The 25,425-nt window shown below is 59.0% G+C and carries 24 protein-coding genes, 1 tRNA gene and 1 pseudogene; 7 read left to right on the forward strand and 19 right to left on the reverse strand.

From position 1 onward, the window contains the following. Nucleotides 1-98 precede the first annotated feature (98 nt). From GZH79_RS15005 to fabD, 7 genes and pseudogenes are all read right to left on the reverse strand, one after another. Nucleotides 99-1,443, reverse strand: a pseudogene (locus GZH79_RS15005) (terminase family protein). Further along, a complete protein-coding gene (locus GZH79_RS15010; RefSeq protein ID WP_211644579.1) occupies nt 1,379-1,714 on the reverse strand; it encodes a hypothetical protein in 336 nt (111 codons plus the stop codon). The pseudogene GZH79_RS15005 and the gene GZH79_RS15010 overlap by 65 nt, the downstream one beginning before the upstream one ends. 186 nt (nt 1,715-1,900) lie before the next feature. Continuing rightward, a complete protein-coding gene (gene mltG, locus GZH79_RS15015; protein ID WP_211644580.1) occupies nt 1,901-3,061 on the reverse strand; it encodes an endolytic transglycosylase MltG in 1,161 nt (386 codons plus the stop codon). Continuing rightward, complete coding sequence (gene fabF / locus GZH79_RS15020) at nt 3,062-4,324, reverse strand: beta-ketoacyl-ACP synthase II (protein WP_211644581.1); 1,263 nt, start codon at nt 4,322-4,324, stop codon at nt 3,062-3,064. 205 nt (nt 4,325-4,529) lie between these two features. Continuing rightward, entirely contained in the window at nt 4,530-4,763 is a 234-nt protein-coding gene (locus GZH79_RS15025; RefSeq protein ID WP_056031618.1) for an acyl carrier protein, read from the reverse strand. 137 nt (nt 4,764-4,900) lie between these two features. Then, on the reverse strand, nt 4,901-5,638 hold the full coding sequence (gene fabG, locus GZH79_RS15030; RefSeq protein WP_211644582.1) for a 3-oxoacyl-[acyl-carrier-protein] reductase: 738 nt from the start codon (nt 5,636-5,638) through the stop codon (nt 4,901-4,903). A 5-nt stretch (nt 5,639-5,643) separates the two neighbouring features. Continuing rightward, nucleotides 5,644-6,582: an ACP S-malonyltransferase gene (fabD, locus tag GZH79_RS15035; protein ID WP_211644583.1), complete on the reverse strand. Its 939-nt coding sequence runs from the start codon at nt 6,580-6,582 to the stop codon at nt 5,644-5,646. Nucleotides 6,583-6,717: 135 nt separating this feature from the next. Here fabD and GZH79_RS15040 point away from each other — a divergent pair, with 135 nt between their 5' ends. Next, complete coding sequence (locus GZH79_RS15040; RefSeq protein WP_211644584.1) at nt 6,718-7,911, forward strand: cytochrome b/b6 domain-containing protein; 1,194 nt, start codon at nt 6,718-6,720, stop codon at nt 7,909-7,911. Between the two features lie 62 nt (nt 7,912-7,973). Here the strand turns inward: GZH79_RS15040 and GZH79_RS15045 are convergent, their stop codons facing one another. Together GZH79_RS15045 and GZH79_RS15050 are read right to left on the reverse strand one after the other, a co-directional pair. Beyond that, nucleotides 7,974-8,549, reverse strand: coding sequence for a YceI family protein (locus GZH79_RS15045; RefSeq protein WP_211644585.1), 576 nt, complete (start codon nt 8,547-8,549; stop codon nt 7,974-7,976). 94 nt (nt 8,550-8,643) lie between these two features. Next, on the reverse strand, nt 8,644-9,222 hold the full coding sequence (locus GZH79_RS15050) for a hypothetical protein (protein ID WP_211644586.1): 579 nt from the start codon (nt 9,220-9,222) through the stop codon (nt 8,644-8,646). A 246-nt stretch (nt 9,223-9,468) separates the two neighbouring features. Between GZH79_RS15050 and rpsF the strand changes: the two genes are divergently transcribed. Genes rpsF through rplI form a run of 3 tightly spaced genes read left to right on the forward strand, consistent with a single transcriptional unit; the run spans nt 9,469 to nt 10,731 of the window. Next, nucleotides 9,469-9,822 carry a 30S ribosomal protein S6 gene (rpsF, locus tag GZH79_RS15055; RefSeq protein ID WP_211644587.1) on the forward strand — a complete coding sequence of 118 codons (354 nt, stop codon included), beginning with the start codon at nt 9,469-9,471 and terminating at the stop codon, nt 9,820-9,822. Nucleotides 9,823-9,844: 22 nt separating this feature from the next. Further along, nucleotides 9,845-10,072 carry a 30S ribosomal protein S18 gene (gene rpsR / locus GZH79_RS15060; protein WP_211644588.1) on the forward strand — a complete coding sequence of 76 codons (228 nt, stop codon included), beginning with the start codon at nt 9,845-9,847 and terminating at the stop codon, nt 10,070-10,072. Between the two features lie 11 nt (nt 10,073-10,083). Beyond that, nucleotides 10,084-10,731, forward strand: a complete 648-nt coding sequence (gene rplI / locus GZH79_RS15065; RefSeq protein WP_211644589.1) for a 50S ribosomal protein L9 — start codon at nt 10,084-10,086, stop codon at nt 10,729-10,731. Between the two features lie 63 nt (nt 10,732-10,794). Here rplI and GZH79_RS15070 read toward each other — a convergent pair whose 3' ends face one another. The 3 genes from GZH79_RS15070 to GZH79_RS15080 form a co-directional block, all read right to left on the reverse strand. Continuing rightward, on the reverse strand, nt 10,795-11,286 hold the full coding sequence (locus GZH79_RS15070) for a hypothetical protein (RefSeq protein WP_211644590.1): 492 nt from the start codon (nt 11,284-11,286) through the stop codon (nt 10,795-10,797). A gap of 141 nt (nt 11,287-11,427) precedes the next feature. After that, a complete protein-coding gene (tig, locus tag GZH79_RS15075; RefSeq protein WP_211644591.1) occupies nt 11,428-12,762 on the reverse strand; it encodes a trigger factor in 1,335 nt (444 codons plus the stop codon). A gap of 25 nt (nt 12,763-12,787) precedes the next feature. Then, nucleotides 12,788-12,872, reverse strand: a tRNA-Leu gene (locus GZH79_RS15080). Nucleotides 12,873-13,045: 173 nt separating this feature from the next. Between GZH79_RS15080 and GZH79_RS15085 the strand changes: the two genes are divergently transcribed. Further along, nucleotides 13,046-13,513, forward strand: coding sequence for a Hint domain-containing protein (locus GZH79_RS15085; protein ID WP_211644592.1), 468 nt, complete (start codon nt 13,046-13,048; stop codon nt 13,511-13,513). Nucleotides 13,514-13,526: 13 nt separating this feature from the next. On the opposite strand, the gene GZH79_RS15090 is transcribed toward GZH79_RS15085, so the two are convergent. Then, nucleotides 13,527-15,074: an NAD(P)H-hydrate dehydratase gene (locus GZH79_RS15090; RefSeq protein ID WP_211644593.1), complete on the reverse strand. Its 1,548-nt coding sequence runs from the start codon at nt 15,072-15,074 to the stop codon at nt 13,527-13,529. Between the two features lie 169 nt (nt 15,075-15,243). Between GZH79_RS15090 and GZH79_RS15095 the strand changes: the two genes are divergently transcribed. Beyond that, nucleotides 15,244-15,582, forward strand: a complete 339-nt coding sequence (locus GZH79_RS15095; protein WP_211644594.1) for a P-II family nitrogen regulator — start codon at nt 15,244-15,246, stop codon at nt 15,580-15,582. Between the two features lie 30 nt (nt 15,583-15,612). Then, nucleotides 15,613-17,019, forward strand: coding sequence for a type I glutamate--ammonia ligase (glnA, locus tag GZH79_RS15100; protein ID WP_211644595.1), 1,407 nt, complete (start codon nt 15,613-15,615; stop codon nt 17,017-17,019). A gap of 99 nt (nt 17,020-17,118) precedes the next feature. Here the strand turns inward: glnA and hflX are convergent, their stop codons facing one another. The 6 genes from hflX to GZH79_RS15130 form a co-directional block, all read right to left on the reverse strand. Further along, nucleotides 17,119-18,396, reverse strand: a complete 1,278-nt coding sequence (hflX, locus tag GZH79_RS15105) for a GTPase HflX (protein ID WP_211644596.1) — start codon at nt 18,394-18,396, stop codon at nt 17,119-17,121. Further along, the gene (hfq, locus tag GZH79_RS15110) at nt 18,397-18,630 is read right to left on the reverse strand and encodes an RNA chaperone Hfq (RefSeq protein ID WP_072899168.1); all 234 of its coding nucleotides are present in this window, start codon (nt 18,628-18,630) and stop codon (nt 18,397-18,399) included. A 102-nt stretch (nt 18,631-18,732) separates the two neighbouring features. Beyond that, nucleotides 18,733-20,253, reverse strand: a complete 1,521-nt coding sequence (locus tag GZH79_RS15115; RefSeq protein WP_211644597.1) for a TrkH family potassium uptake protein — start codon at nt 20,251-20,253, stop codon at nt 18,733-18,735. Further along, nucleotides 20,253-21,629, reverse strand: a complete 1,377-nt coding sequence (gene trkA / locus GZH79_RS15120; protein ID WP_211644598.1) for a Trk system potassium transporter TrkA — start codon at nt 21,627-21,629, stop codon at nt 20,253-20,255. Before trkA ends, GZH79_RS15115 begins: the two co-directional genes overlap by 1 nt. 55 nt (nt 21,630-21,684) lie before the next feature. After that, entirely contained in the window at nt 21,685-23,085 is a 1,401-nt protein-coding gene (locus GZH79_RS15125; protein ID WP_211644599.1) for a sigma-54 dependent transcriptional regulator, read from the reverse strand. Nucleotides 23,086-23,095: 10 nt separating this feature from the next. Beyond that, nucleotides 23,096-25,324: a PAS domain-containing sensor histidine kinase gene (locus tag GZH79_RS15130; protein WP_349291215.1), complete on the reverse strand. Its 2,229-nt coding sequence runs from the start codon at nt 25,322-25,324 to the stop codon at nt 23,096-23,098. Nucleotides 25,325-25,425: the final 101 nt, after the last annotated feature.

Raw genomic sequence — 25,425 nt, forward strand, 5'->3', positions numbered from 1 at the left:
GCTCACTCCTCGGGGCCGCTGTCGTGACTGTCAAAAGCGTTTTGCAGCACAAACCTTTCCAGCTTCTGCACCCACCGTGCGCAGCTTTAGCAACACCCTCAAAGCCGCCGCATCCGGGGTGCGCGCCAGTTCTGCGCGGGCCCAATCATCAACTCGTGCAACGCCCAGACCAGCGCATCCACCCGGTCGGGTGATCCTTTTCCCGTGAACCCCTGCGTTGTCATCAGACACATCTGGTCTTCCAGCGCGCCCAAGCCCCGCAAATGCTTGATGCGGCCCTGCTCGTACAACGCGGCAACGGGTTCGGCGCGCGCGACCTTGCCTTTGCGCGCATTCACCGCCGTATACGACACCAGCGGATCGATCTGGCGCACGATGGCTTCGACCATGTCGCCACCTTGATTGACCTCTGCCACCAGCCGGTCCGCATTGTGACGGCGATAGGCGGCCACCGCAGCATTCGCCCAATCCAGCGGGGTCGCTGCCTGCACGCTGGCATCTTCCAGCACATAGCCGCGCCATGTATGCGGCGGGCCTGAATTGCTGACCCCCGCCACCACGATCCCACAGGCATCCGACCCGCGATGACCGGTCGCGGGCGGATCGACTGCCACCACAATGCGGTCCAGCGCCTCGACCTCTGGCACGATCAGCGCAATCAGGGCGTCCGTGGTCCACAGCGACCCTTCGGCATCATCCAGCAAGACGCCATCCAATTCCTGTCGGCCCAGCCGGGTGCCCGCATAACGTCTGTGGACTTCTGCCAGAAATGACGGTGCCAGATGCGCCGCATTGGCGAATGTCGATGCATGGGTCGTGACCGTGCTGGACCGTTCCAGCATATCTTTCAGCACCGGCGCATTGCGCGGCGTGGTCGTGACAACCGCCTGTGGCAAATCCCCCAGCCGCAATCCGAATTCGACCATATCCCAGGTTGCTTCACCATTTTTCCACTTGGCGACCTCGTCAGCCCAGACCGCATCAAACTGCGGCCCCCGCAATGCTTCGGGATCAAAAGCTGAAAAAACCTGCGCCTCTGCACCATTGGGCCAGCGCAGAATACGGCGGTTCGCAATCCACTGTGGCGCGCGGTCGGGCGGCGAACAGGCCATGATCCCGCTATCCCCCAGCACCATGACCTCACGGGCCTGATCATAGGTTTCACCGATGATGGCGATCCGACGCGCCGCACCACGCTGTCGTGGCCTGCTGCCTTCGGCCTTTGCGCGCACCCATTCAGCCCCGGCCCGCGTCTTGCCCGCCCCCCCGTCCGCCCAGAATGACCCATGTGCGCCAATCACCGACCGGCGGCACCTGATGCGGCAGCGCCCAGAAATCAAACAGATAGGGCAAGGCCTGCAGCGCGCCCTCTGTCAAATCATTTAGGAAAAGATCCTGCCGTATCCGCGGCCCGGATGCGATCAAGTTGGCGCCGGATCTGATCGCGCAACGCGTCGTGGTCCAGCACGCTGGGGTCATCTTGGATGAATTTTTCACGGAACGCCTCCTCGGCTTTCAACAAGATCAGGTGTACGGCTGACAATTCACCGATCCGCGTGACCAATGCCTTGGTAGGTGGGGTGTCCAAATCACCAAGCGCGTCCAGCTGGCTGTGGATCATGCGCTTCAGTGTGTCGTAAAGCGCCGCGATTTCGCGTTGCCGCGCCTCCGCAGCGGCCTGACCCGGTGGGTCAGGCAAGTCCTGTTCGTTCATGCGGTATCAACCTTTATGGATGCGTCCGTCGGGGTCGAGAAACGTACACCACCCGCAAACAGGGTCAAAAAGGGCGGCACAACGCTTTCCAGCTCGCACCCGAAACTGGGTACAAGCTGTTAAGGTTCAAATAAATTCAGGGGGTTGGACGTCCGGTCCGCTTAACGGACCATGACGGCGGCGTGCTTAACCATCGCTGGCCGCACGCTCCGCCTCAATGACACGCCACGCGGCGACATTGCGATTATGGTCGTCCAGATTGGTCGCAAACGCATGCCCGCCCGTACCGTCAGCCACAAAGAACACATAATCCGTGGTATCGGGGTCAAGTGCGGCTTCGATGCTGGCCTTTCCCGGATTGGCAATCGGCGTCGGCGGCAGCGCCGGAATGGTATAGGTGTTCCACGGCGTCGGCGTATCCAATTCGCTCCGTCGCAACCCACGCCCCAGAATACCCTGCCCTTGGGTCACGCCATAGATCACGGCCGGGTCCGTTTGCAGCCGCATGCCCCGTTCCAGCCGGTTTATAAAGACACTGGCAACCTGACGTCGCTCGGTCGGAACGGCCGTTTCCTTTTCGATCAACGACGCAAGGATCAACGCCTCTTCTGGCGTCTCGATGGGTAATCCGTCCACCCGTGCAGCCCAGGCATCGGCAAGGATCTGTTCCTGCGCCGCTGTCATCCGTGCAATGATGGTCTCCCGCGTCGTGCCCGCTGTGAATTCGTAGCTGTCTGGCGCCAATGATCCCTCGGGCGGCGTATCGGTCAGATCACCGTCCAATACATCAATCGCCAGCAGGGCCTGTGCCACCTGCCAGCTTGTCGTGCCTTCCGCGACAGCCAATCGCAAACGTGTATCACCCTGCTGCAAGACCGTGGTATAGGCCGCCGGCGCTTCATCTTCACCCGGCACAAATTCCGTGACTTCGCTGTACTGACCCGTCGTCGGGTCAAGTTCGCGGACCTGTACTTCGTTTTCACGCACACCGACGCGGTACACGATTTCCGTGCCGCAGGTATTCGCCCCGCCCCGCGTGACCGTATCCACGATGTCAGCCATGGATGCGGCTTCTGGTATCAAAAAGCTGCCTGCCTTCAGTTCCGATGACTTATCCGCATAATCCGCGCCCATCCGAAAGATCGCGGCAGACGATACAGCGCCTTGCTCTTGCAGGTTCTCGCTGACACGCCGCATGTTCGATCCGGGCGCGACCTGCAGGCAAATCCCCTGCGTCAATGGTCCAGCAGTTGCGTACTGCTGGGTGCCCCACGCAATGACACCCGCCACGACGAATAACGCGACGATCATGAAGGTCAGCGCATTAGACGCAAGGTGTCGCCACATTTATTCGACCTTTCCCAACACAAGGCTGGCATTGGTCCCGCCAAAACCGAACGAATTTGACAAGGCGATGTCGATCTTGGCAGGACGCTTTTCGTTCGCACACAAATCGATCTGCGTTTCGGCATCGATATGATCAAGGTTCAGCGTCGGCGGTGCGACCTGATCGCGGATCGCCAGAATGCTGAAAATCGCCTCGATCGCGCCGGCAGCGCCCAGCAGGTGACCTGTTGCAGATTTCGTCGACGACATCTTCAGCCGTGCAGCAGCTTCCGGCCCGACCAAGCGTTCAACGGCACCCAGTTCAATGGTATCCGCCATTGTCGAAGTGCCGTGGGCGTTGACGTAATCAATGTCCTGCGGCGTGATACCGGCATTCCGGCAGGCCGCGCGCATCGCGCGCTCCGCGCCTTCGTGGTTGGGGGGCGGCGCCGTGATATGGTGCGCATCGCCCGACAGGCCGTATCCTTTGACCTCGGCATAGATCTTGGCACCGCGCGCCTTGGCGTGTTCGTATTCTTCCAGAACGACGATCCCCGCACCTTCGCCCATCACGAACCCGTCGCGGTCGCGGTCCCACGGACGGCTGGCTTTTGTCGGATCGTCCGCGCGGTCGGTCGACAGCGCCTTGCACGCGTTGAAACCAGCAATACCGATCCTGCAGATTGCGGCTTCTGCACCGCCAGCGATCATCACATCGGCGTCGCCATATTGGATCAACCGGCTGGCATCACCGATGGCATGCGCGCCGGTCGAACAGGCTGTCACGACCGAATGGTTCGGCCCCTTGAACCCATAGCGGATGCTGACCTGACCAGAAATCAGATTGATCAACGCACCGGGCACAAAAAACGGCGACACCCGACGCGGCCCTTTTTCTTCCATCATCACGGCCGTGTTCGCGATTGAATTCAGACCGCCAATCCCCGACCCGATCAGCACGCCCGTCCGTTCCCGATCTTCGGACTCCGTCGGCATCCAGCCTGAATCCTCGATGGCCTGTTGGGCTGCGGCGATGCCGAACAGGATAAAGGTATCGACCTTGCGCTGTTCTTTCGGCTCCATATAGGTGTCGGGGTTGAACGTGCCGTCGCTGCCATCGCCACGCGGCACCTCGCAGGCATAGGTCGTGACCAACCCTTCGGTATCGAATTGCGTAATTGGGCCAGCTCCCGACTGACCGTCCAAAATACGGCTCCAGCTGGCTTCGACCCCGTCGGCCAAAGGTGTGACAAGTCCCAATCCAGTAACGACTACCCGGCGCATGTTTCGTCCTTTTCCACTGGCGAATTGTGGCCCTGATACCGTAACCAACGGGACCGGGGCAAGACCTGCCCACATCCACGTGAAACCCGGCAGGGTGCCTTCGCCTGCAAGACAGGCGCCAGTTCCGCATCTGCAAACAAAAACGGCCCCCGAGATATCAGAGGCCGCTTCGCATTTTTGTCCTGTCGCGGACCGGGCGCTGCGCTTAAAGCGCGCCCTTGATGAACTTCACCGCGTCACCGAATGTCTGGATGGTTTCGGCTGCGTCGTCCGGAATTTCGATCCCGAACTCTTCTTCAAACGCCATGACCAGCTCGACGGTGTCCAGACTGTCAGCGCCAAGGTCGTCGATGAACGACGCGCTTTCGACGACTTTGTCTTCTTCAACCCCAAGATGTTCAACAACGATCTTGCGTACGCGGCCTTCGACGTCGCTCATGTAGTATCCTCACGTTCTGTATGGGGACGAACCCCGGTTTGTAACGAGCCACCAAGGCCCGTCCATCAGTTTCCGAAAGCGCTATAGCAGAGAAACGAGAGCGCGCAAACGCTTTCACCACCCCTGCCGTGCCTCGGCTAAAGCATGGCCATTCCACCGTTCACATGCAAGGTCGCACCGGTGACATAAGCGGCTTCGGGGCTGGCAAGATACAGCACCGCCGCCGCGATTTCGTCCGCCTCGCCCATGCGGGCGGCTGGAATCTGGTTCAGAATTGCGCTGCGCTGTTCGTCGTTCAGCGCATCGGTCATCGGGGTTGCGATGAATCCGGGTGCCACGCAGTTGACCGTGATTCCCCGGCTTGCGACCTCATAGGCGATGGACTTGCTCATGCCGACCATACCCGCTTTGCTGGCCGCGTAATTGACCTGTCCAGGGTTGCCCGTTGCCCCCACGATTGAGGAGATGTTCACGATCCGGCCCCAGCGCGATTTCATCATGCCACGGATCGCACCTTTGCAAAGCCGCATGGTCGCCGTCAGGTTGACGTCCAGCACGCTGGACCATTCGTCGTCCGACATCCGCATAAAGATATTGTCGCGCGTGATCCCGGCGTTGTTGACCAGAATATCCAGCGACCCCATCGCTTCGATGGCCTGCTTTGGCAGGGCTGTCACGGCCTCAGCGTCGCTCAGGTTACAGGGCAGCACATGCACGCGCTCGCCCAATTCTGCCGCCAGTGCTTCCAGCGGTTCGACCCGTGTACCGGACAGACCGACCGTCGCCCCCGCCTCGTGCAATGCCGTGGCGATGGCGCCGCCAATCCCGCCAGAAGCGCCCGTGATCAGTGCATTCTTACCCGTCAGATTGAACATGTTATTTATCCTTTTATCGCGGCCGCGACGGCCTTTGCCTCTTCCGGTGTGCCGACATTGGCGCAGCGCACGTCCTTTGCGATCCGCCGGATCATGCCCGACAACGCCTTGCCCGCCCCGATTTCAAATATGTCGGTCACACCCTGCTCTGCCATCCATGCAACAGATTTAGACCAGCGCACACGGCCCGCCACCTGCTGCACCAACAGCGTGCGTATTTCGTCCGGGTCCTGCACCGCTTCGGCCTTGACGTTGGCCACAACCGGAACGACGGGTGTATTGATCGTCACATCGTTCAAGGCGGCTTCCATGACACGGGCGGCAGGTTCCATCAACGCGCAATGAAACGGTGCCGATACCGGCAACAGCATCGCGCGTTTCGCCCCAGCTTCCTTGGCCATCGCTGCGGCCTGTTCCACGGCTGCCTTGCTGCCCGAAATCACGGTCTGGGACGGATCGTTTTCATTCGCCACCTCGCAGACGCCCAGACCCGCGACGCGGGCGACGACAGCTTCGACCTCTGCGATGCTCAATCCCAAAATGGCTGCCATTGCACCTTCGCCCACGGGCACGGCGTTCTGCATCGCATCACCACGGATCCGCAACAGACGTGCGCAATCTGCGATATCCAGCGCACCCGCCGCTGCCAGCGCCGTATATTCGCCCAGACTGTGGCCCGCGACAAAAGACGCATCCGCCAGTGTGACACCTTCGGCCTTCAGCGCGGCCATCGCCGCCAGCGATGTCGCCATCAGCGCGGGCTGTGCGTTGCGCGTCAATGTCAGTGTGTCGGCGTCGCCTTCCCAGATCAGCCGCGACAGCTTTTCACTCAAGGCGTCATCGACCGCGTCAAACACGGCGCGGGCTTCGGGATAGGCGTCAGCCAGCGCCTTGCCCATGCCGATGGTTTGCGCCCCTTGGCCGGGAAATACGAATGCACGCATGGCGGTCTCCTGTTCCATCTCTGGGCGCTGGATACCCAATGCCCCCCTGTCGCACAATGCCTCTGCGTCAATGCAAATTGTGACGCCCTGCCAGTTTCGCCTAAGGTTCGCGCGAACAATCAAAGGAATAACGCGATGTCAGACTCGGTCAGGGCCTACGGCGCCGTCACGAAAAGCTTTCACTGGATCACAGCGGCACTGATCCTGGCGATCATTCCACTGGGGCTTGTCGCAGCGGATTGGCCCGCCGACACCGACGCCGCCCTGTCCATCAAGACGACGCTGTTCTCGATCCACAAAACGCTGGGCGTCACCGTGTTTTTCGTCGCACTTTTGCGGATCGTCTGGGCGCTGGGACAGCAAAAGCCCGGACCAATGCACCCCGAACGCAAAAGCGAAACGCTGCTGGCGGAAATCGTGCACTGGGTCTTGTATGGCAGCCTTGTCGCAGCCCCGTTGACGGGCTGGCTACACCACGCCGCCAGCACCGGTTTTGCGCCGATCTGGTGGCCCTTTGGTCAATCGCTCCCGTTTGTGCCCAAAGACCCTGACGTCGCCCATCTGTTCGGGGGCATGCATTGGGTCCTGACAAAGGTCATGGTTGCCGCCGTCGTTCTGCACGTTGCCGGCGCGCTGAAACATCACCTGATCGACAAGGATGCGACCCTGCGCCGGATGTGGTTCGGCACGGTCGCCCTGCCCCGAGTCCCGCACCATCGCACCCCGGTCATTGCGCCTGTTCTTGCCGTGGTCGTTCTGATGGCAGGTGCGGGCACGGGTGTCGCTCTGTCTGTCACTGGATCGGACCAGCAGACCGCCGCCGCGCTGGAACAGGTTGCTTCGGACTGGACCGTGCAGGACGGCAACGTGTCGATCACCGTCATCCAGATGGGATCAGAGGTGACGGGCCAGTTCGCAGATTGGACGGCCTCAATCAGTTTCGATCCCCAGGCAGAGGCAGAGGCCGGGACCGTCGATGTGACGGTCGCCATCGGATCGCTGTCGCTCGGATCTGTGACGGATCAGGCGATGGGCGCTGATTTCTTCAACACGGACGCCTTTCCGACCGCCAGTTTTTCCGCACCGATCCTGCGTCAGGACGATGGCAGCTACATCGCGGACGGCACGCTGACGCTCAAGGGCACGCAGGCACCTGTCACATTGCCTTTTGATCTGGTGCTGGATGGGGATACCGCGACGGCCAGTGGTCAGACGTCCTTGAACCGTCAGACCTTTGGGATCGGGGAAAGCATGACAACGTCGGACAATCTGGGCTTTGATGTTGTGCTGGACGTGACGCTGACAGCCACACGTGGCGCACAGGACTGAAAACAACAAAAGGGCCGCGTTCGATGAACGCGGCCCTTTATATCTGTCACACTCATGCGTGATTATTCGGCGGCAGCGGCCTCAAGCGAAATCATGATCGTGACCTCGTCACCGACAAACGGTGCAAAGGCGCCGACGTTAAAGTCGGACCGCAGCACGGATGTTGTCGCATCGAAACCCAGCCAGGCTGTTTCGTTCATCGGATGCTGACCCGCTTGGTTCAGCGTCGTGTCCAGCACGACTTCTTTGGTCACATCGTTCATCGTCAGATCACCGGTGATCAGCGCGGTGTTTTCGCCTGTCACTTCGATGCCGGTCGACGTGAATGTCACCATGTCGTCTTCGCCAGCGCCGAAAAAGTCATCGGACATGAAGTGTTCGAAACGCTCTTCCCAGCCGGTCATCATGCTGCGCACGGGGAAAGACACGTTTACCGAAGATGCGGCAGGATCTTCGGCGTCGAAAGAAATATCGCCCTCAAACCCCGAAAACATGCCGTAGGTGGTCGAAAAACCAAGGTGGTTGTAGGTGAAAACGATCTGGCTGTGGCTTGAATCCAGCGTGTAAGCAGCGGGTGCGGCCAGAACAGGTGCGCCAAGCAGCATCAGTGCAGCGGTCGTGCTAAGAATGTTCTTCATGTGAAGTCTCCTGGGTTAGATTGCATGACATCACTTGATGCCAACAACCCAACAGGGCAATTTCACATTTACGAACACTTGGTGTTCACGCCGCTTAGCTGCGATTGTTGACAATCATGTCGCGCCCCATCCGGTCGCGCACGCGTTCCAGATCCGCCGTGCAACCAGTTGCGATCAGCAAGCGACCGGTTGAATTGCGAAACCGCAGGCAAAGCTGCCCCGTCGAGACGCCCGTCCTTTCTATATAGACCGAACCAGTGGCGTCGAACCCATGCCGCGCCCGTATTGTAAATCGGCCCGTGCGGTTACGGATGACCTCGCGCAATTCGGACAGGTTGGTATCCACTTCAAAGCGTGACGACAGTCCGCGCGTGGCAAACCACATCAGCAAAAGCGCGAACGCAAAACACCCTGCAATCAGCGGCGAGCGGAACAGGATGTCTTCGATCGGGGACAACATCAGCTGGGCCACCGCAGACGCGGCGCACATCGCGCCAACGCACATCACCAGTAATTGGGTCAGCACCAGCGACACACGCGGCGACCCGGTATCGACAACACTATAGCCCCAATACGTTTCCTCGATGACAAAGCCGGTCTGGCGCAATTTGCGCAACCCACCGGTCAGGGCGGGAACCAACGGTGCCGCACGATATGTCGAAAAATCTGTCATATTCATTCCATTCCGACATTCAACTTGCCTGGAATCTCAGGCTGTCGCAGAACTACGTCCAAAGCTTGGCAGCGATGCGGCTTTTCATGGCGCACCAGTGCTTTTCCCGCCCCCTTGCGCCTTTATGGATGACGTGTATAAGCGCCGGGCTTCCGCAAGACTTTTGACCTGCGCAGCCTCTCGTGACCGGGATGCGGAAGCCTGATTATCCGGTCTTTGAAGTGCGCCGAACATGTAAGGAATACCATGCCGCTGTATGAGCATGTGATGATTGCGCGTCAGGATTTGTCCAACACGCAAGCCGAAGCCCTGATCGAACATTTCGGAACGGTGCTGTCTGACAACGAAGGCAAGCTTGTCGATTTTGAATACTGGGGCGTCAAGACGATGGCCTACAAGATCAACAAGAACCGCAAAGGCCATTACGCCTATCTGCGCAGCGACGCCCCCGTGGCGGCCGTGCAGGAAATGGAACGCCTGATGCGCCTGCATGACGATGTCATGCGTGTTCTGACGATCAAGGTCGACGAACACGAAGAAGGCCCTTCGGTCCAAATGCAGAAACGTGACGAACGCGACACCCGTCGCGAGCGCCGCTAATATCACAAAAGGATTGTAAGACATGGCTACCAAACCGTTTTTCCGTCGTCGCAAGTCCGATCCGTTCGAAGGCGATAACGCGCCCGCGATCGACTACAAAGACACACGCACCCTGCAGCGCTACATCTCTGAGCGCGGCAAGATCGTCCCCGCCCGCATCACCGCCGTCGGCGCAAAAAACCAGCGTAAGCTTGCACAAGCGATCAAGCGCGCCCGGTTTCTTGCCCTTCTGCCCTACGCCGTGAAGTAAGGAACCAGATCATGGATATCATTCTTCTCGAACGCGTCGCAAAGCTGGGCAACATGGGCGAAGTCGTCTCTGTCAAAGCAGGCTACGCGCGCAACTATCTGCTGCCGCAGAACAAGGCGCTGCGCGTCAATGCTGCCAACATGGCCCGATTCGAGGCCGAAAAGGCCGCACTCGAAGCCCGCAACGCCGAAACACGTGCCGCAGCACAGGCCGAAGCCGACAAGGTCGACGGCAAGCAGTTCGTCATCATCCGTTCGGCGTCCGACGCAGGGTCGCTTTATGGCTCCGTCACGCCGCGCGATGTGGCTGATGCCGCAGCAGCCGATGGCTACAAGATCGACCGCAATCAGGTCGTCCTGCAAGGCCCGATCAAGGAACTGGGTCTGCACGACGTCACGCTGAACCTGCACCCCGAAGTCGACGCGACGATCACGATGAACATCGCCCGTTCCAACGAAGAAGCAGAGCTTCAGGCCGCCGGCAAATCCATTCAGGAACTTGCAGCCGAAGAAGAAGCCGCCGCTGAATTCGAAATTCAGGAACTGTTCGAAGACATGGGTTCTGCCATGTTGGACGACGACGAATCCGTCGACGAACAGCGCAGCGGCAAGCCTGCCGTTCAGGAAAAATCCACCTTGGACGAAAAACTGGATCGCTAAACCGCGACAACACGTAACAAAAGGGGCCGGATCAGCAATCATCCGGCCCTTTTTCTGTTTCGCTTATCTGCGAATTGTCAGCACTTCCATACGTAGCCGACAGCGTTCGGGTGACTTTGTACCGACCCAAACCTTAAGCTCTCCGGTGCCGGGGCGCGACAGCATCAAGGCAGGCAAGTATCCGTTCAGGCCCGGCCCGCGATTGTACCACTGACCATCGGGCGTCAGGACCAGAATACTGTTGGCACAGCCCTGATCCGGCGTGATTTGCAAACCAAGCCCCATCATACCGACAAGCTCCAATTCTAGCGACGGTGCATCGGTGAAATATGCATCGTTGTCACGGACCACGCCAGCCTGTGGGCATTCGGCAAGGGTTGACGTCCCTCCGGCATTCAGTCGGACGATTTTGCCACGTCGCAGGTTCACACCGCTTTCGGTGAACCGCACAACAGAGCTGTGTTCAGGGTTTGGGCAGGCCGCTGCGGATAGTGGCAGCGCTACCGCCGCCCCGCACATCATTGCGGCAAACATATATAAGAAACGCTTTTTCAAGCTCTACACCACTGGGATCGTCAACGCCGGTAAATGCCGGTGGACTAAATCTAAAATGGGACGCCGATAAATAATGGCAAGGGATCAAAACAAAATGGCGCCCCGCAGGGCGCCATTGTAACGGGACCGTGATCGCTTCGATCAGTCTTCGTTTTCCATCTCTTCGACGGCTTTCTGAAGATCGTCCTTGCTGACCTCTTTTTCGGTCACGTTCGATTTTTCAAGAACATGGTCCACGACCTTGTCTTCGAACAGCGGCGCTTGCAGCTGCTGACGGAACTGCGCGTTCTGCTGCACGAATTCAAAGAACTGACGTTCCTGACCCGGATACTGACGTGCCTGATTCATGATCGCCTGCGTCATTTCCTGATCGGTCACCTGAATTTCAGCTTTCTGACCGATATCGGCCAGCAGTAAACCCAGTTTCACGCGGCGCTTTGACAATGAAACATGCTCTTCGGTCGGTTCGATTTCAGGGTGGTCGTGACCTTCAACGTCTGGGTTGTCCTCGTGCCACAGTTGGTGTGCGATCTGGTTCGCTTCCGCCTCAACCAGGCTGGGCGGCAGTTCGAATTCAACTGCTGTATCCAGCGCATCCAGCAGCTTGCGTTTTGCGACGGCGCGCGATGCGCCCTGGTATTCGGCTTCCAGACGGTCACGAATCTGGGCTTTCAGCGCATCCATGTCGTCGGCGCCGAATTTCTTGGCCAATTCATCGTTCATTTCGGGGGCGACGGGTTCGCGCACTTCTTTCACCGTCACATCGAACACGGCTTCTTTGCCAGCCAGATGTTCGGCTTGGTAATCGTCTGGAAAGTTGACCGTCACGGCCTTTTCGTCGCCAGCTTTTGACTTCATCAGCTGTTCTTCAAAGCCGGGGATGAACGAATTCGATCCCAGCACCAGCGGGTAATCTTCGGCGCTGCCGCCATCGAATGCTTCGCCGTCGATCTTGCCGACAAAATCGATCACGACCTGGAATCCGTCCTTGGCCATACCGTTCTTTTTCTCGAACGTTTTCGCCTGCGGGCTGTCGGCAAGATTCTGCAGCGCCTCTTCGACGGCAGAATCATCGGCCTTCACAACCAGCTTTTCCAGCGTGACCTTGGAAAAGTCGGTGTCCGGCACGTCCGGCAGCTTTTCATAGGATACTTCGACGACGACATCGTCGCCCTCTTTCCAGTCCTCGTTGGACATTTTCATTTCGGGCTGGGCCGCCGGGCGGTCACCGGTGCTGTCCAGATGGTCGCGCAGCGCGCCGTCGATGCTGTCCTGCATCGCTTCGCCGATCAGGCGCGGGCCGAATTGCTTGCGCAGCAGGGCCATCGGGACTTTGCCCTTGCGAAAACCCTTCATTTCGACGCCGGGACGCGCCTCTTCCAGCTTTTCAACCACTTTCGCGTCCAGCTCGGATGCTGTGACGGTAATGGTGTAGCCGCGCTTAAGGCCGTCGTTGAGGGTCTCGTTGACCTGCATGGAATGTCCTTCTTTCATCAAATCATGGTGCGGGTGAAGGGACTCGAACCCCCACGCCTTGCGGCGCCAGAACCTAAATCTGGTGCGTCTACCAATTCCGCCACACCCGCATGTGAAGCGGGGACGCGTTACCCCGCCCCCGCTGTTTGGCGGCTGTCTAACAAAGGTCACAGGGGGATGCGAGAATAAAACGCATCTTAGAAAAAGCATGACTGTGCCCGATTGTTGCCTTAGTTATGGAAGAACTATTGAGGCAGACATTAGCTAGAGCGGGAAAATCGCCATGCAAACCGGGACCATTGAACGCAGCGTCGCTGCAACCAAAACACTTTCTTTAAACGCCGGCGTTTGTGCTGGTACGACCATTATGACGCTTGACGGCGAAATGCCCGTCGAACATCTGAAACCCGGAACGCGCGTCATTACGCGCGACAGCGGAATGGCCGTTCTGCGCGACGTCAAGGTCACCACGACAAAGGTCGCGCCGATCCGCATCAAAGCGGGTTCGCTAGGCCACACTCGCCCCGACCGTGACATGATGGTGGCACCGCAAGCGATCATCCACATCCGCGACTGGCGCGCAGAAGCCCTGTTCGGGACCGCAACCGCCATGGTCGAAGCATCGCGTCTTGTCGATGGTGAATATCTGGCTGTGCAGGCCGTGCAGGACGTCACGATCTACACGCTGATTTTTGATCGTCAGCACATCCTGTATGTCGATGGCGTCGAAATGGCATCCGCAGACATCTGAATTACGCCGCACATCACTGTGCCGCACCGTCCGAACCCGGTTCCAGCTGTCGCAAGATGGCTGGAATTAAATCCGGCAAATCCTCTGCGATCAGTCCGGGTCCGTAGTGTTGGGCCGCCATTACATGAACCCACGCCGCCTGTGCGGCTGCGGCTTCGACACGCATTCCACGCGCCAAAAGCCCGGTGATCATCCCCGACAGAACATCGCCCGCACCGGCAGTCGCCAACCAAGGTGTGGCGCGTTCATAGATGCCGGCGTGAATGGCAGCCTGACCGGTGTGCGTCGCAATGACCGTATCTGGTCCCTTCAACAAAATTGTGCACCCCGCCCGCATCGCGGCAAGTCGTGCCGCGTCCAGTCGCGAAAAAGCCGGACCACGTGTTGCCGTGCTGTTCAGCTGATCTGCGATATCTGGAAACAGGCGCGCGAATTCCCCGTCATGGGGCGTCAGCACGCAGTTAGGCCCTAATTTTTCAAACAATGTCGCTGATCGTGACAGGATCGTCAGCGCATCCGCATCCAACACCAATCCACGACGATCAGGCAAGTCGCCCGCCCAGTCCAACGCCGCAGTTACCAGCCCGGCCTGCCGATCCGTCAGCCCCAGACCTGGGCCAAGACAGACGGCACTGAAACGCTGGTCCCCAAGCGCTTTGGACAGCGCCGACCCGTCCTTGATCGACCGCAACATGATCGCGTTCAACTGTGCGGCGTTTTCGATCAGCGCGGACGGCGGGCAACCAACCGTGACGGCCCCCGCACCGATCCGCAGTGCCGCCCTGGCAGCCATCCGCGCGGCACCGCCCTGACCGACGCCCCCCGCCAGTATCAACGCATGACCGTGATCATACTTGTGCTTGCCAAGCGCTTTGCCCAATCCGGACGGTGGCGTGACAAGCTGCGTCAGGGTCATATCAGACGGCGTTTTCAGTCCAATATCCACAGTCACCACCCGGCCACAGTGCTGCGGCGCCTGTGCCAGATAATGTCCGACCTTGCCTGCATGAAAGCTGACCGTCAGTCCTGCGGTCACGGCCACGTCGCCCAGAACGCGGCCACTGTCGCCACACAGACCCGATGGCATGTCCAGCGCAACGACCGTCTCTTTCGACTGACCGATTGTTGCAGCCCAGACGCGCGCCATGCCTTCCAGGGGCCGTGACAGGCCGATCCCGAACAATGCATCGATCACCAGATCAGCATTGGCGTCCGGCATCTGATCGTCCGGCGCAATCGTCCCGATGTCTTGCCAACGGTCGTGATTGGCGCGCGCCTCGACCGGCAGGCGATCGGCATCACCGGCAAAATGAACGTCCACCGTCCAACCGGCCTGCGCCAGCAACCGCGCCACGACAAATCCGTCACCGCCGTTACGACCCGGCCCACACAACACGACAGCCTTGCGCCGGTTGCCGTCAACCACGTTCATCCATGACCGAATGACATCAACAGCCGCCTGCCCCGCACGTTCCATCAGCGTGCCCGCACGCACGGTTCCAGCAGCGATTGCGCGCTGCTCAATCGTCCGCATCTGGTCGGTTGTCACCACGTTCGACACGTTACCGGCCTCCTGTTTTCATTTTGCACATATTATAATCAAACCGCCCATACCTGCGCCGCAGATACCGATTTCCACCCATTTTCAATGAAGCGCCGCACCCTGCGAATTGTTCCTGCCTGTCGATGATGGTCTGACCTCGATGGAAAGCCAATCCGGGGGACACTGCGTGAAAAAGATTGAAGCCATCATCAAGCCTTTCAAGCTGGATGAAGTCAAAGAAGCTCTTCAGGAAGTGGGCATTCAAGGTCTATCCGTCGTCGAAGTCAAAGGCTTCGGACGTCAGAAAGGCCACACAGAGCTATATCGCGGCGCGGAATACGTCGTGGACTTTCTGCCAAAGGTGAAACTCGAAGTCGTTCTGGCGGACGATCAGGTGGACGCGGCAATCGCTGCCATCGTCGACGCCGCCAAGACCGACAAGATCGGTGACGGCAAAATCTTTGTCAGCACCGTGGAACAGGCAATCCGTATCCGAACCGGCGAAACCGGCGACGACGCGCTGTAAGCTACGAACTCTCGAAAAAGGAATACGCTCATGAGCACTAAAGACATCATGAAACTGATGAAGGACGAAGAGGTCGAATACGTCGACATCCGTTTCACCGACCCCCGTGGCAAGCTGCAGCACGTCACGATCATTGCAGATCTGGTTGACGAAGACTTCATCGAAGAAGGCTTCATGTTTGACGGATCGTCGATTGCCGGTTGGAAATCCATCGACCAGTCGGACATGAAATTGATGCCCGACACCGCAACGGCATACATCGACCCGTTCTATGCCGAAAAGACACTTTGCATTCATTGCACCGTTGTCGAACCCGACACGATGGAACCCTACGACCGCGACCCCCGCGGTACGGCACAAAAGGCAGAAGCCTACCTGAAATCGACCGGTATCGGCGACGACTTCTTTTGCGGACCCGAAGCCGAATTTTTCGTCTTTGACGATGTCCGCTATTCGGTCTCCATGAACAAGGTCTCGTTCCAGGTCGACGCCATCGACGGCGCGTGGAATTCCGACACCGAATACGAAATGGGCAACACCGGCCACCGTCCCGGCATCAAGGGCGGCTATTTCCCGGTCAACCCGATCGACGATGCGCAGGACATGCGCGGTGAAATGCTGACCACCATGAAACGCATGGGCATGAAGGTCGACAAGCACCACCACGAAGTCGCATCCTGCCAGCACGAACTGGGCCTGATTTTCGGCACGCTGACCCATCAGGCGGACGAAATTCAGAAATACAAATACGTCATCCACAACGTCGCACAGGCCTATGGCAAATCCGCGACGTTCATGCCGAAACCCATCGCGGGCGACAACGGCACCGGCATGCACGTCAACATGTCCATCTGGAAAGACGGCAAGCCCCTGTTCGCAGGCGACAAATACGCCGACCTGAGCCAGGAAGCGTTGTATTTCATCGGTGGTATCCTGAAGCACGCGAAAGCGCTGAACGCGATCACCAACCCGTCGACGAACAGCTACAAGCGTCTGATCCCCGGTTTCGAGGCCCCCGTGCTGCGCGCCTATTCCGCCCGTAACCGGTCGGGCTGTGTGCGTATTCCATGGGCCGAATCCCCCAAGGCAAAGCGCGTCGAAGCCCGGTTCCCCGATCCGGCGGCAAACCCTTACCTGTGCTTTGCAGCATTGTTGATGGCTGGCCTTGACGGCATCAAGAACAAGATCGATCCCGGTCCCTCCTCGGACAAGGATCTGTACGATCTGCCGCCGGAAGAACTGGCAGCAATCCCGACGGTTTGTGGCTCGCTGCGCGAAGCCCTCGAATCGCTGGAAGCTGACCACGACTTCTTGCTGCAGGGCGATGTGTTCACCGAATCCCAGCTTCAGGGTTACATGAACCTGAAATGGGAAGAAGTGTATCAGGTCGAACACACACCCCACCCGGTCGAATACAAGCTGTACTACAGCTGCTGATCGGCACCGACTTTACGATAAAAGGGCGCCCGAAAGGGCGCCCTTTTTTGATCGATAGACCTGAAAACCAACCGTATGCAGGCTGGCAATCAGGGTGTCTCAGCTGCCTTTTGCGAAACGCTTTTTCTGCAATTCAGTCCAGAACACTTCTATATCATAGCCGTCTTCTGTCTGGACCTCTGACGTGACGACGCCCTGATCAAAAAGCCAAGCGCGTTGCTTACCCTGCGCGAACGTCAGCGACAGGGTCGCGGCCTTGCGCGGTTCCTTCAACACTTCGCTGATGGCTGACAAAAGCGCGTCCAGCCCTTCGCCACTGATCGCAGATGTGGCAAAGATACCGTCCGTTCGCTGTGCTTGCGTTACGATTGCATCGTGCGCGTCGGGCGCCAAACGGTCGATCTTGTTCCAGACTTCCAACAACGGCGCATCGTCAGCGACACCCAGCGACGACAGAATCGCCATCACATCCTCGGCCTGTTCTTCGGTCTGCGTGTGACTGATGTCGCGCACATGCACGATCAAATCGGCGTCCAGCACTTCTTCCAGTGTTGCACGAAACGCCGCGACCAATTCTGTCGGCAGGTTTGAAATGAACCCGACCGTATCCGACATGATGATCTTGTCGCCTTCTGGCAATTCGATCTGCCGCATCGTCGGGTCAAGCGTTGCAAACAGCATGTCCTTGGCAAAGACATCTGCCCCGGTCAGGCGGTTGAACAATGTCGATTTGCCCGCGTTGGTATAGCCGACCAACGCCACAATCGGATAAGGCACCTTTGCCCGTGCCGCACGGTGCAGCGTCCGGGTCTTCACGACCTTTTCCAGCTGACGTTTCAGCGCCTGCAACTGCATGTCGATGGCACGGCGGTCGGATTCGATCTGGGTTTCCCCCGGACCGCCGACAAATCCCAGTCCACCGCGCTGCCGTTCAAGGTGGGTCCAGGCCCGCACCAGTCGCGTCCGTTGATAGGACAGCGCTGCCATTTCAACTTGCAGCACACCTTCTGCCGTGCGCGCACGGTCGGAAAAGATTTCAAGGATCAGACCGGTCCGGTCCAACAGCTTGACGTTCCATTCTTTTTCCAGATTACGCTGCTGCACGGGACTGACGTGGCCGTCGATCAAAACCAGCTCCGCCTCTTCAGCTTTCAGGCGGTCCTTCAGTTCAGCGACTTTGCCCTTGCCGAACAGGGTGCCGGGCAGAAGTTTCGGCAAACGCACCACTTCTGCACCGACGACGGTAAGGTCGGGTAAGGCCGCTGCCAGCGAAATGACTTCTTCCAGGGCAGGTGACGCGTCGCGCCGATCACGGTCGCTTTTCAGATCCGGATGCAGAACGTAGGCTCGGGTCAGGGGCCGATCATGTTCAAGCAATTATTCTTCGCCCTCGTACAGGCTGATGGGCTGGGCTGGCATAATCGTCGAGATTGCCGATTTATAAACCAACTGGCTTTGGCCATCGCGGCGCAACAACACGCAAAAGCTGTCAAACCATGTAATGACGCCCTGCAGTTTGACCCCGTTCACCAAAAAGATCGTGACCGGCACTTTGGTCTTGCGGACGTGGTTCAGAAACGCGTCTTGCAGGTTGGCCTTGTCTGACGCCATGGCAGCTCTCCAATTATTCTTGCGGGTCGCGGATCGACCGTATTTTTCAGCTTTTTACTATGTAGGCTGTCTTAAGGATGATCCAGCCCAAAATTCAACCCACTAACGTCGCCAAATTTCTGGATTGAACAGCGCAATCAATGCCAGCGTTTCCAAACGCCCCAAAACCATTGCCGCCGCCAGGATTGCCTTGGCGGCATCCGGCAGGCCTGCATAGCTGATCGGTGTTTCACCTGCAAACACGGCCAACGGTCCGGTTGTCGACAAGGCTGCCACAGTCAGAATCATCGTCGTTTCAAACTGCACACCTGTCAGCGCCAGCGACAACATGACCGCTGCGATCGACAACGCAAACAGCATGAAGAAAACCCAACTGATATACGCCCCTTGCCGCCGGATCATCCGCGCTTCTCTGCCGCCCCCCCCGACAGATGACGGATGCAGCAGGCGTTCTATTTCGCGTTCGGAATGGCGGAACAGGGCATAGACGCGCAACAATTTGACCCCGCCCGCCGTTGTCGCCGCCCCGCCACCGATCAGGGCCAGCCCGACCAGAAACAATCCCGGCGTTTCAAGGCCTGACCAATCGGCAGCCCCTTCCCAGTAACGCGATTCATATCCGGTCGTTGTCAAAAACGATGTCACGGTGAATATGCTGCCCCAAAGGGATGCGAAAAGCGACGAAATGGTCGATGTGGTGCCTTCTTCGATGCTGCCCAGCCAGTGCCGCGTGAACAGCAAAGCTGTGGTGCCCGATACCAGAATCAGGGCCATGAATACTTCGGGGTCGCGCGACAGGCGCGCGTCGCTGTCGCCGAACATGCCGCGTGAAAACGTCAGCCGTGAAATCGCAAAGGCGAAGAAGCAGAAAATCAGGACTTCACCCCAGAATCCCGATGTGGCGTAGTAGACCCCGCCGATGGGTGAAATACCCGACGTCGACAGAACCGACATCGCGTGACACAGCGCGACATAAGGCACCTCTCCGAGCAGGACGAGGCCGATCCACAGCAGGAACGTAAGGCCGGTATAGATCGGCACCAATGTCAGCGTGTACCGCGACAGGCGATCCTGCAATTTCGCGATCCGACCGATCTGGGTGTTGTGCCCGCTGGTAAACTGGGCGATCCCCCCGGCGGTCCGGACCTCGAACCCGCCCAAATTCATCGGGGCAAAAATCGCAACCGCCACGATCCATGTCAGCATCCCGCCCAACCAGCCGACCGTGGCGCGCCACAGATGCAGTGACGGCTGCAGCCGGCCCGCATCTTCGTAAAGCGTGGCACCCGTGGTGGTGAACGATGACACCATTTCGAACCAAGCATCGGTAAAACGGACGTTCTGGCCGACCTCATAGAATGGCACCGCAAACATCAACGGCAACGCCCCAAAGGCCAGCACCAGCGTCATCAACTGACTAAGTGCGGCGTTGCGGGGTTCCCGGCCCGTGGTCGCCAGCGCCGCCAGCAATGTCAGCGTAAGCCCCAGCAGCGACGCATAAAAGAACGTCTGCATGACTTCCGTCGCGCTGAGCGCATAGGCATGTAAGGCCGGAACCAACATCGCGGCCGACGCTATTCCCATCAGCAGGACGAAAAATGGCAGTTGTCGCAGCGCTGCCATCAGAAAAAGTCGATCGAGACCTGAAGCAGCCGCTCGACCTCTGGCACGTCGTCGGCCATCGCAAAGATCGCCACCAGATCACCGTCGTCGATCCGGGTGTCTGCCATCGGTTTGATCATCTCGCCGTTCTTGAACACGCCGCTGACCACCGCCCCTTCGGGAAAGGCGATGTCACGGATGCGCTGCCCTGCCATCGGGGATGTCGACAGCACCTGCGCTTCGATCACTTCTGCTTCTGCGTCGCCAATGGAATAAACCCCGCGCACCCGGCCATGACGCACATGACGCAGGATCGACGATACCGTCGTGGATCGCGGGTTGATCCAAGCGTCCACATTCAGCGGCCCCATCAGGGGGACCAGCGTGGGGTCGTTGACCAGACAGATCGACATTTTGCAGCCCATCTCTTTGGCGCGGACGGACGCCAGCAGGTTGACCTTGTCGTCGTCGGTCACGGCAAGCACCGCATCTGCGGTCGTGATGCCCGCTTCTTCCAGCAACGCGGAATCAAGCCCGTCGCCGTTCAGAACAATGGTCCGGTCCAGCGCATCGGCGGCGCGTTCGGCGGCAGGGCGCGAAAATTCGATCATGCGCACGCGCAGGCGTTCAGTCTTGGCCTCCAGCGCACGGGCCACCGCCAGACCGACATTTCCGCCGCCGATAATAACGATCCGCTGTTGCCGGGACTGTTGCTTGCCAAAGATTTCCAATGTGCGGGTCACGTCATCGGTATGGGAAAAGATATATGCGTCATCGCCCGCAAAAAGCTGATCCTTGGCCGACGGCACAAACATGACGCCATCGCGCCGCACCCCGACAACCAGCGCGCGCAGTGTGGAAAACAGGTCGGTCAACTGCCGCAGCGGTGTGTTCACCACGGGGCAATCCGGGTCGATGGATATCCCCAGCAGCGTGCCCTTTTCATTCAGAAACTGCTCTGTATCGAACGACGCAGGCGAAGCCAGCCGTTGCAGGGCGGCGGCGGCGACTTCTTTTTCGGGGCTGATCACCACGTCGATGGGCAGATGGTCCCGGCGATAAAGGTCGGAATAAATTGCATCCAGATAACTTTGTGACCGCAGCCGTGCGATCTTGCGCCGGATCGAAAACACCGAATGCGCGACCTGACAGGTGACCATGTTCACCTCGTCCGAATGGGTCGCTGCGATGATCATATCGGCATCGCGCGCCCCAGCGCGTTCCAGAATGTCGGGATAGCTGGCGAAACCGCTGATCCCCTGCACATCCAGACTGTCGGTCGCGCGGCGCACCAGTTCGGGGTTATTGTCCACGACCGTCACGTCATTGCGTTCACCAGCCAGATGGCGCGCAATTTGCCAGCCGACCTGCCCGGCCCCGCAGATGATGACCTTCATCGATGTTCTCCTGTCGACCTATGCCCCAGTGACAGAGCCCGCGGGGCGCGTCAATTCACGCGCCCACCTCGACATAGGCGACGCGCGCGCCCGCCTTGTTGGCCGTCGCGACACCCAGCGATTTCAACTTGCGGTGAAGCGCGCTGCGTTCCATCCCGACAAAGCTGGCGGTCCGGCTGATGTTGCCGCCAAAGCGGTTGATCTGGGTCAGCAGGTATTCGCGTTCAAACAATTCGCGCGCCTCGCGCAGGGGTAGCGTGGCCAGCCCGCCCGACAGCACGATCCGCCCTTCGGTCGCCGGTGCATCCTGTACGCTGGGCAATTCCCGCGCGCTGATCGGGTCGGTGGTTTCACCCAAGATCAGCACCCGTTCCACCACGTTTTTCAGCTGACGCACGTTACCGGGCCACAGCATCGTCTGTAGCAACGCGCGCGCGTCTTCGGCCAGTTCACGCAATGGCAGACCCTGTGTGCGGTTCAGCATGGTGATGAAATACTCTGCCAGCAGCGGAATATCCTCGCGGCGTTCTTCCAGGCTGGGGACATCGACGGGAACGACATTCAAACGGTGATACAATTCCTGACGGAACATCCCGGCGTCGATCAGCTTTGGCAGATCGCGGTTTGTGGATGACACAAAACGCAGATCGACCTGCACCTTTTCCGTGCCGCCCACGCGCTGAAACGACTGGTCGACCAGCACACGCAGCATTTTGGCCTGTGTGCCCATCGGCATTTCCGCGACTTCGTCCAGATAGACAACACCGCCGTTGGCTTGTTCCAGCAATCCCTTTTCAACCCCCTTGCCCGCGCTTTCACGACCGAACAGCGCTTCTTCCATATGTTCGGGTTCGACGCTGGCGGAATTGACCGTGACGAAAGGCGCGTTGGCACGGCTTGAATTGGCATGAATATAACGGGCCGCGATTTCCTTGCCCGCCCCTGCCGGGCCGGTCAGCATCACGCGCCCGTTCGATTTGGTGACTTTGTCCAGTTGCGCCTTCATGCCCCGGAATGCAGCGGAATCGCCCAGCATTTCCGCAGGCGCGCTGTCACCGCGTTTCAGTTCGACGTTTTCACGGCGCAGGCGGCTGGTTTCCATCGCGCGCCGGATCACGACCATCAACTGGTCGATATTGAATGGCTTCTCGATAAAGTCATAGGCGCCCTGCTTGATCGCCGCGACAGCGATCTCGATATTCCCGTGACCAGAGATGATAACGATCGGCACCTCTGGGTGATCGCGTTTGACAGACTTGAGGATATCGATTCCGTCCATGTTGGAATCTTTCAGCCAGATATCCAGGATCATCAGGGCCGGCACCTCTTTGGCGATGGCGGCCATGCATTGATCCGAATTTGCGGCCAGCCGCGTGGTGAACCCTTCGTCCTCCAGAATGTCGCCGATCAGTTCACGGATATCGCGTTCGTCATCGGTGATCAGAATATCGCTCATTTTAGAAACCTCATGCTGGAATTTTGTTGGCCGCCAGCCCGATCGGGGCAAGCGGCAGTTCAATCACGGCGCAGGCCCCCGCGTGGGGGTCCGCGCCGAACGGTTCGGCATCGACCAGTTGCAGCGTGCCGCCGTGTTCTTCGATGATCTTGCGCACGATCGGCAGGCCAAGGCCTGTGCCCTTGTTGCGCGTGGTCACATAGGGTTCGAACAGACGGGCACGATCCTGCGGCAGACCGATCCCGTTGTCGGAAATGGTAATGCGCGCGCCTGTCGCTGATGTCTGCATCGCAACCTTGATCTGGGCCGTCTCAGGCATCTGACCCTGATCTTCGATCCGTGTTTCAATCGCCTCACCCGCGTTCTTGATCAGATTGGTCAGTGCCTGACCGATCATGGTCTGGTCAATATCGGCCAGCACACGGTCGTGTGGCAGATTGGCGGTAATCTGGACGCCGGGCTGTCCCGCTTCTTGCAAGGTCACGACATCACGCACCAATTCCGCCAAGTCCGATACCGTCAGTTCCGGTTCCGGCATCCGTGCGAATTTGGAAAACTCATCCACGATCCGGCGCAGGTCGTTGGTCTGGCGGACGATCACATCGGTCATCTGGATCAGCTTGTCGCTATCAGCGACCTCGGCGCTGAACTTGCGCTTGATCCGTTCGGCAGACAGTTGGATCGGCGTCAGCGGGTTCTTGATTTCATGCGCGATGCGGCGTGCCACGTCGCCCCATGCCGCCATGCGCTGCGCACTGACCAGATCGGTCACGTCGTCAAATGCCACGACATACCCGTCCAGCGTGCCGTCAGTGCCTGCGCGCGGTGCCATGCGCACCAAAAGGCTTTCTTGCTTGCCGCCCCGGACCAGATTGATCTGTTCCTGAACAAACGCGCGGGTTTCGCCCCGCAGCTTGTCGAATAGCGGCCCAAATTCCGGCACAGCCACCGCCAGATCGGTGGTGGTTTGCCCCCGGCCGACGTTCAGCAGCCGTATGGCGGACGGATTGACGAAACTGATGCGCCCATCGGCATCCAGCCCCACCACACCGGATGTCACCGAAGACAGCACAGAATTGAACAGACGGTTACTGCCCAGCAGATCATCGCGCTGCGTCTTCAGTTGACCTGTCATCTGGTTGAAATAATGCCCCAACTGGCTGATTTCGTCGTCGCCATCGTCTTCGATGACGCGCACGTCCAGATCCCCAGCACCGACCCGTTGCGATGCCGTGACCAGACGCCCGACCGGGCGCGACAGGCGTTCCGCAAACCACAGGCCCAGCCACGTTGCAGCCAAAATCAGAATTACGGCAAACCCCAGATACAGACCGCCGAACTGGAACAACAATGCGCCGCGGTCGCGTTCCAACTGTTCATACAGCGCGACTGTCGCTTCGGTCTCGTCCAGCAGGGCCAAAATTTCGCCATCCACCGGACGCGTCACCAGCAGATAGCGATCCGGAAAGGTTTCCACCGGCAGCAATGCGCGGAATTCGTTGTTGGCCGCGTCTTCGATCACCGCAAATCCGGTATCGCGGGCGCGGGCGAAATCCTCTGGTGTGGGGCGTTCATAGTTGAAATCGTATGACCCGCCGCCGCGCGTCATGATTTCACCCGTCCCGTTTAGAAAGAATACCTCTGACAGGCCACGATCAATCTGTGGCTGGACGGCCGCCAACGCCTGCCGCACATCGCCATCGTTCATAAAGAAATTGGTCTGGCGTTCGGTATTCAAATACGCCGCCAGCGCGTTGCCGTCGCGCAGCACCTCTGATTTCTCTTCTTCCTCGTAGGCTTGCGCGGTTCTCAGCGACGTGCCCAGCACGTTTTGCACCCGTTCGGAAAACCAGCCTTCAAACCCCAGGTTGATCGACAACACCGCAAACACGGCCACCAGCACCGTCGGGATCAAGGCCAGCGCGACAAAGACGCCCGTCAGGCGCAGATGCAGTCGTGACCCCGCCGACTGGTTGCGTCGCGCGATAATCATCGAAAAGACCCGGCTCAGCACCAGACCTGCAACGATGATGATATAGACCAGATCCCCCAGCAGGATCAGCCGCAACACAGGTGACGAGGTGCCACCGTCCAGCGGGCTGCGCAGGATCAGGAACGTCACGGCAGCCAGCACCGGGCCCAGAACCACCAACCCCAAGGTCGCAAAGTTCTGGACGGCACGCTGCCGCCGCCAACGCTGAATGCGCTGGTAATTGAAACTCAGCCGGGACCGCTTCACGCGTGATGCCCTGTCTGTTGCGACGGGAGTGACCCCGCCTATACCGCCGTTTTATGTGGTCCTTACCGGGGGATGTTCCGCCGGGGCCACGTTTATGTTGC

It is taken from the genome of Loktanella sp. SALINAS62, assembly GCF_018263905.1.
Lineage (GTDB): Bacteria > Pseudomonadota > Alphaproteobacteria > Rhodobacterales > Rhodobacteraceae > Loktanella.

What these genes read in the sequence shown, in the direction of transcription:
- GZH79_RS15010 (WP_211644579.1), bottom strand. Translation starts at nt 1,714, where the DNA reads ATGAACGAACAGGACTTGCCTGACCCACCGGGTCAGGCCGCTGCGGAG.
- mltG (WP_211644580.1), bottom strand. Translation starts at nt 3,061, where the DNA reads ATGTGGCGACACCTTGCGTCTAATGCGCTGACCTTCATGATCGTCGCG.
- fabF (WP_211644581.1), bottom strand. Translation starts at nt 4,324, where the DNA reads ATGCGCCGGGTAGTCGTTACTGGATTGGGACTTGTCACACCTTTGGCC.
- GZH79_RS15025 (WP_056031618.1), bottom strand. Translation starts at nt 4,763, where the DNA reads ATGAGCGACGTCGAAGGCCGCGTACGCAAGATCGTTGTTGAACATCTT.
- fabG (WP_211644582.1), bottom strand. Translation starts at nt 5,638, where the DNA reads ATGTTCAATCTGACGGGTAAGAATGCACTGATCACGGGCGCTTCTGGC.
- fabD (WP_211644583.1), bottom strand. Translation starts at nt 6,582, where the DNA reads ATGCGTGCATTCGTATTTCCCGGCCAAGGGGCGCAAACCATCGGCATG.
- GZH79_RS15040 (WP_211644584.1), top strand. Translation starts at nt 6,718, where the DNA reads ATGTCAGACTCGGTCAGGGCCTACGGCGCCGTCACGAAAAGCTTTCAC.
- GZH79_RS15045 (WP_211644585.1), bottom strand. Translation starts at nt 8,549, where the DNA reads ATGAAGAACATTCTTAGCACGACCGCTGCACTGATGCTGCTTGGCGCA.
- GZH79_RS15050 (WP_211644586.1), bottom strand. Translation starts at nt 9,222, where the DNA reads ATGACAGATTTTTCGACATATCGTGCGGCACCGTTGGTTCCCGCCCTG.
- rpsF (WP_211644587.1), top strand. Translation starts at nt 9,469, where the DNA reads ATGCCGCTGTATGAGCATGTGATGATTGCGCGTCAGGATTTGTCCAAC.
- rpsR (WP_211644588.1), top strand. Translation starts at nt 9,845, where the DNA reads ATGGCTACCAAACCGTTTTTCCGTCGTCGCAAGTCCGATCCGTTCGAA.
- rplI (WP_211644589.1), top strand. Translation starts at nt 10,084, where the DNA reads ATGGATATCATTCTTCTCGAACGCGTCGCAAAGCTGGGCAACATGGGC.
- tig (WP_211644591.1), bottom strand. Translation starts at nt 12,762, where the DNA reads ATGCAGGTCAACGAGACCCTCAACGACGGCCTTAAGCGCGGCTACACC.
- GZH79_RS15085 (WP_211644592.1), top strand. Translation starts at nt 13,046, where the DNA reads ATGCAAACCGGGACCATTGAACGCAGCGTCGCTGCAACCAAAACACTT.
- glnA (WP_211644595.1), top strand. Translation starts at nt 15,613, where the DNA reads ATGAGCACTAAAGACATCATGAAACTGATGAAGGACGAAGAGGTCGAA.
- hfq (WP_072899168.1), bottom strand. Translation starts at nt 18,630, where the DNA reads ATGGCGTCAGACAAGGCCAACCTGCAAGACGCGTTTCTGAACCACGTC.
- GZH79_RS15115 (WP_211644597.1), bottom strand. Translation starts at nt 20,253, where the DNA reads ATGGCAGCGCTGCGACAACTGCCATTTTTCGTCCTGCTGATGGGAATA.
- trkA (WP_211644598.1), bottom strand. Translation starts at nt 21,629, where the DNA reads ATGAAGGTCATCATCTGCGGGGCCGGGCAGGTCGGCTGGCAAATTGCG.
- GZH79_RS15125 (WP_211644599.1), bottom strand. Translation starts at nt 23,085, where the DNA reads ATGAGCGATATTCTGATCACCGATGACGAACGCGATATCCGTGAACTG.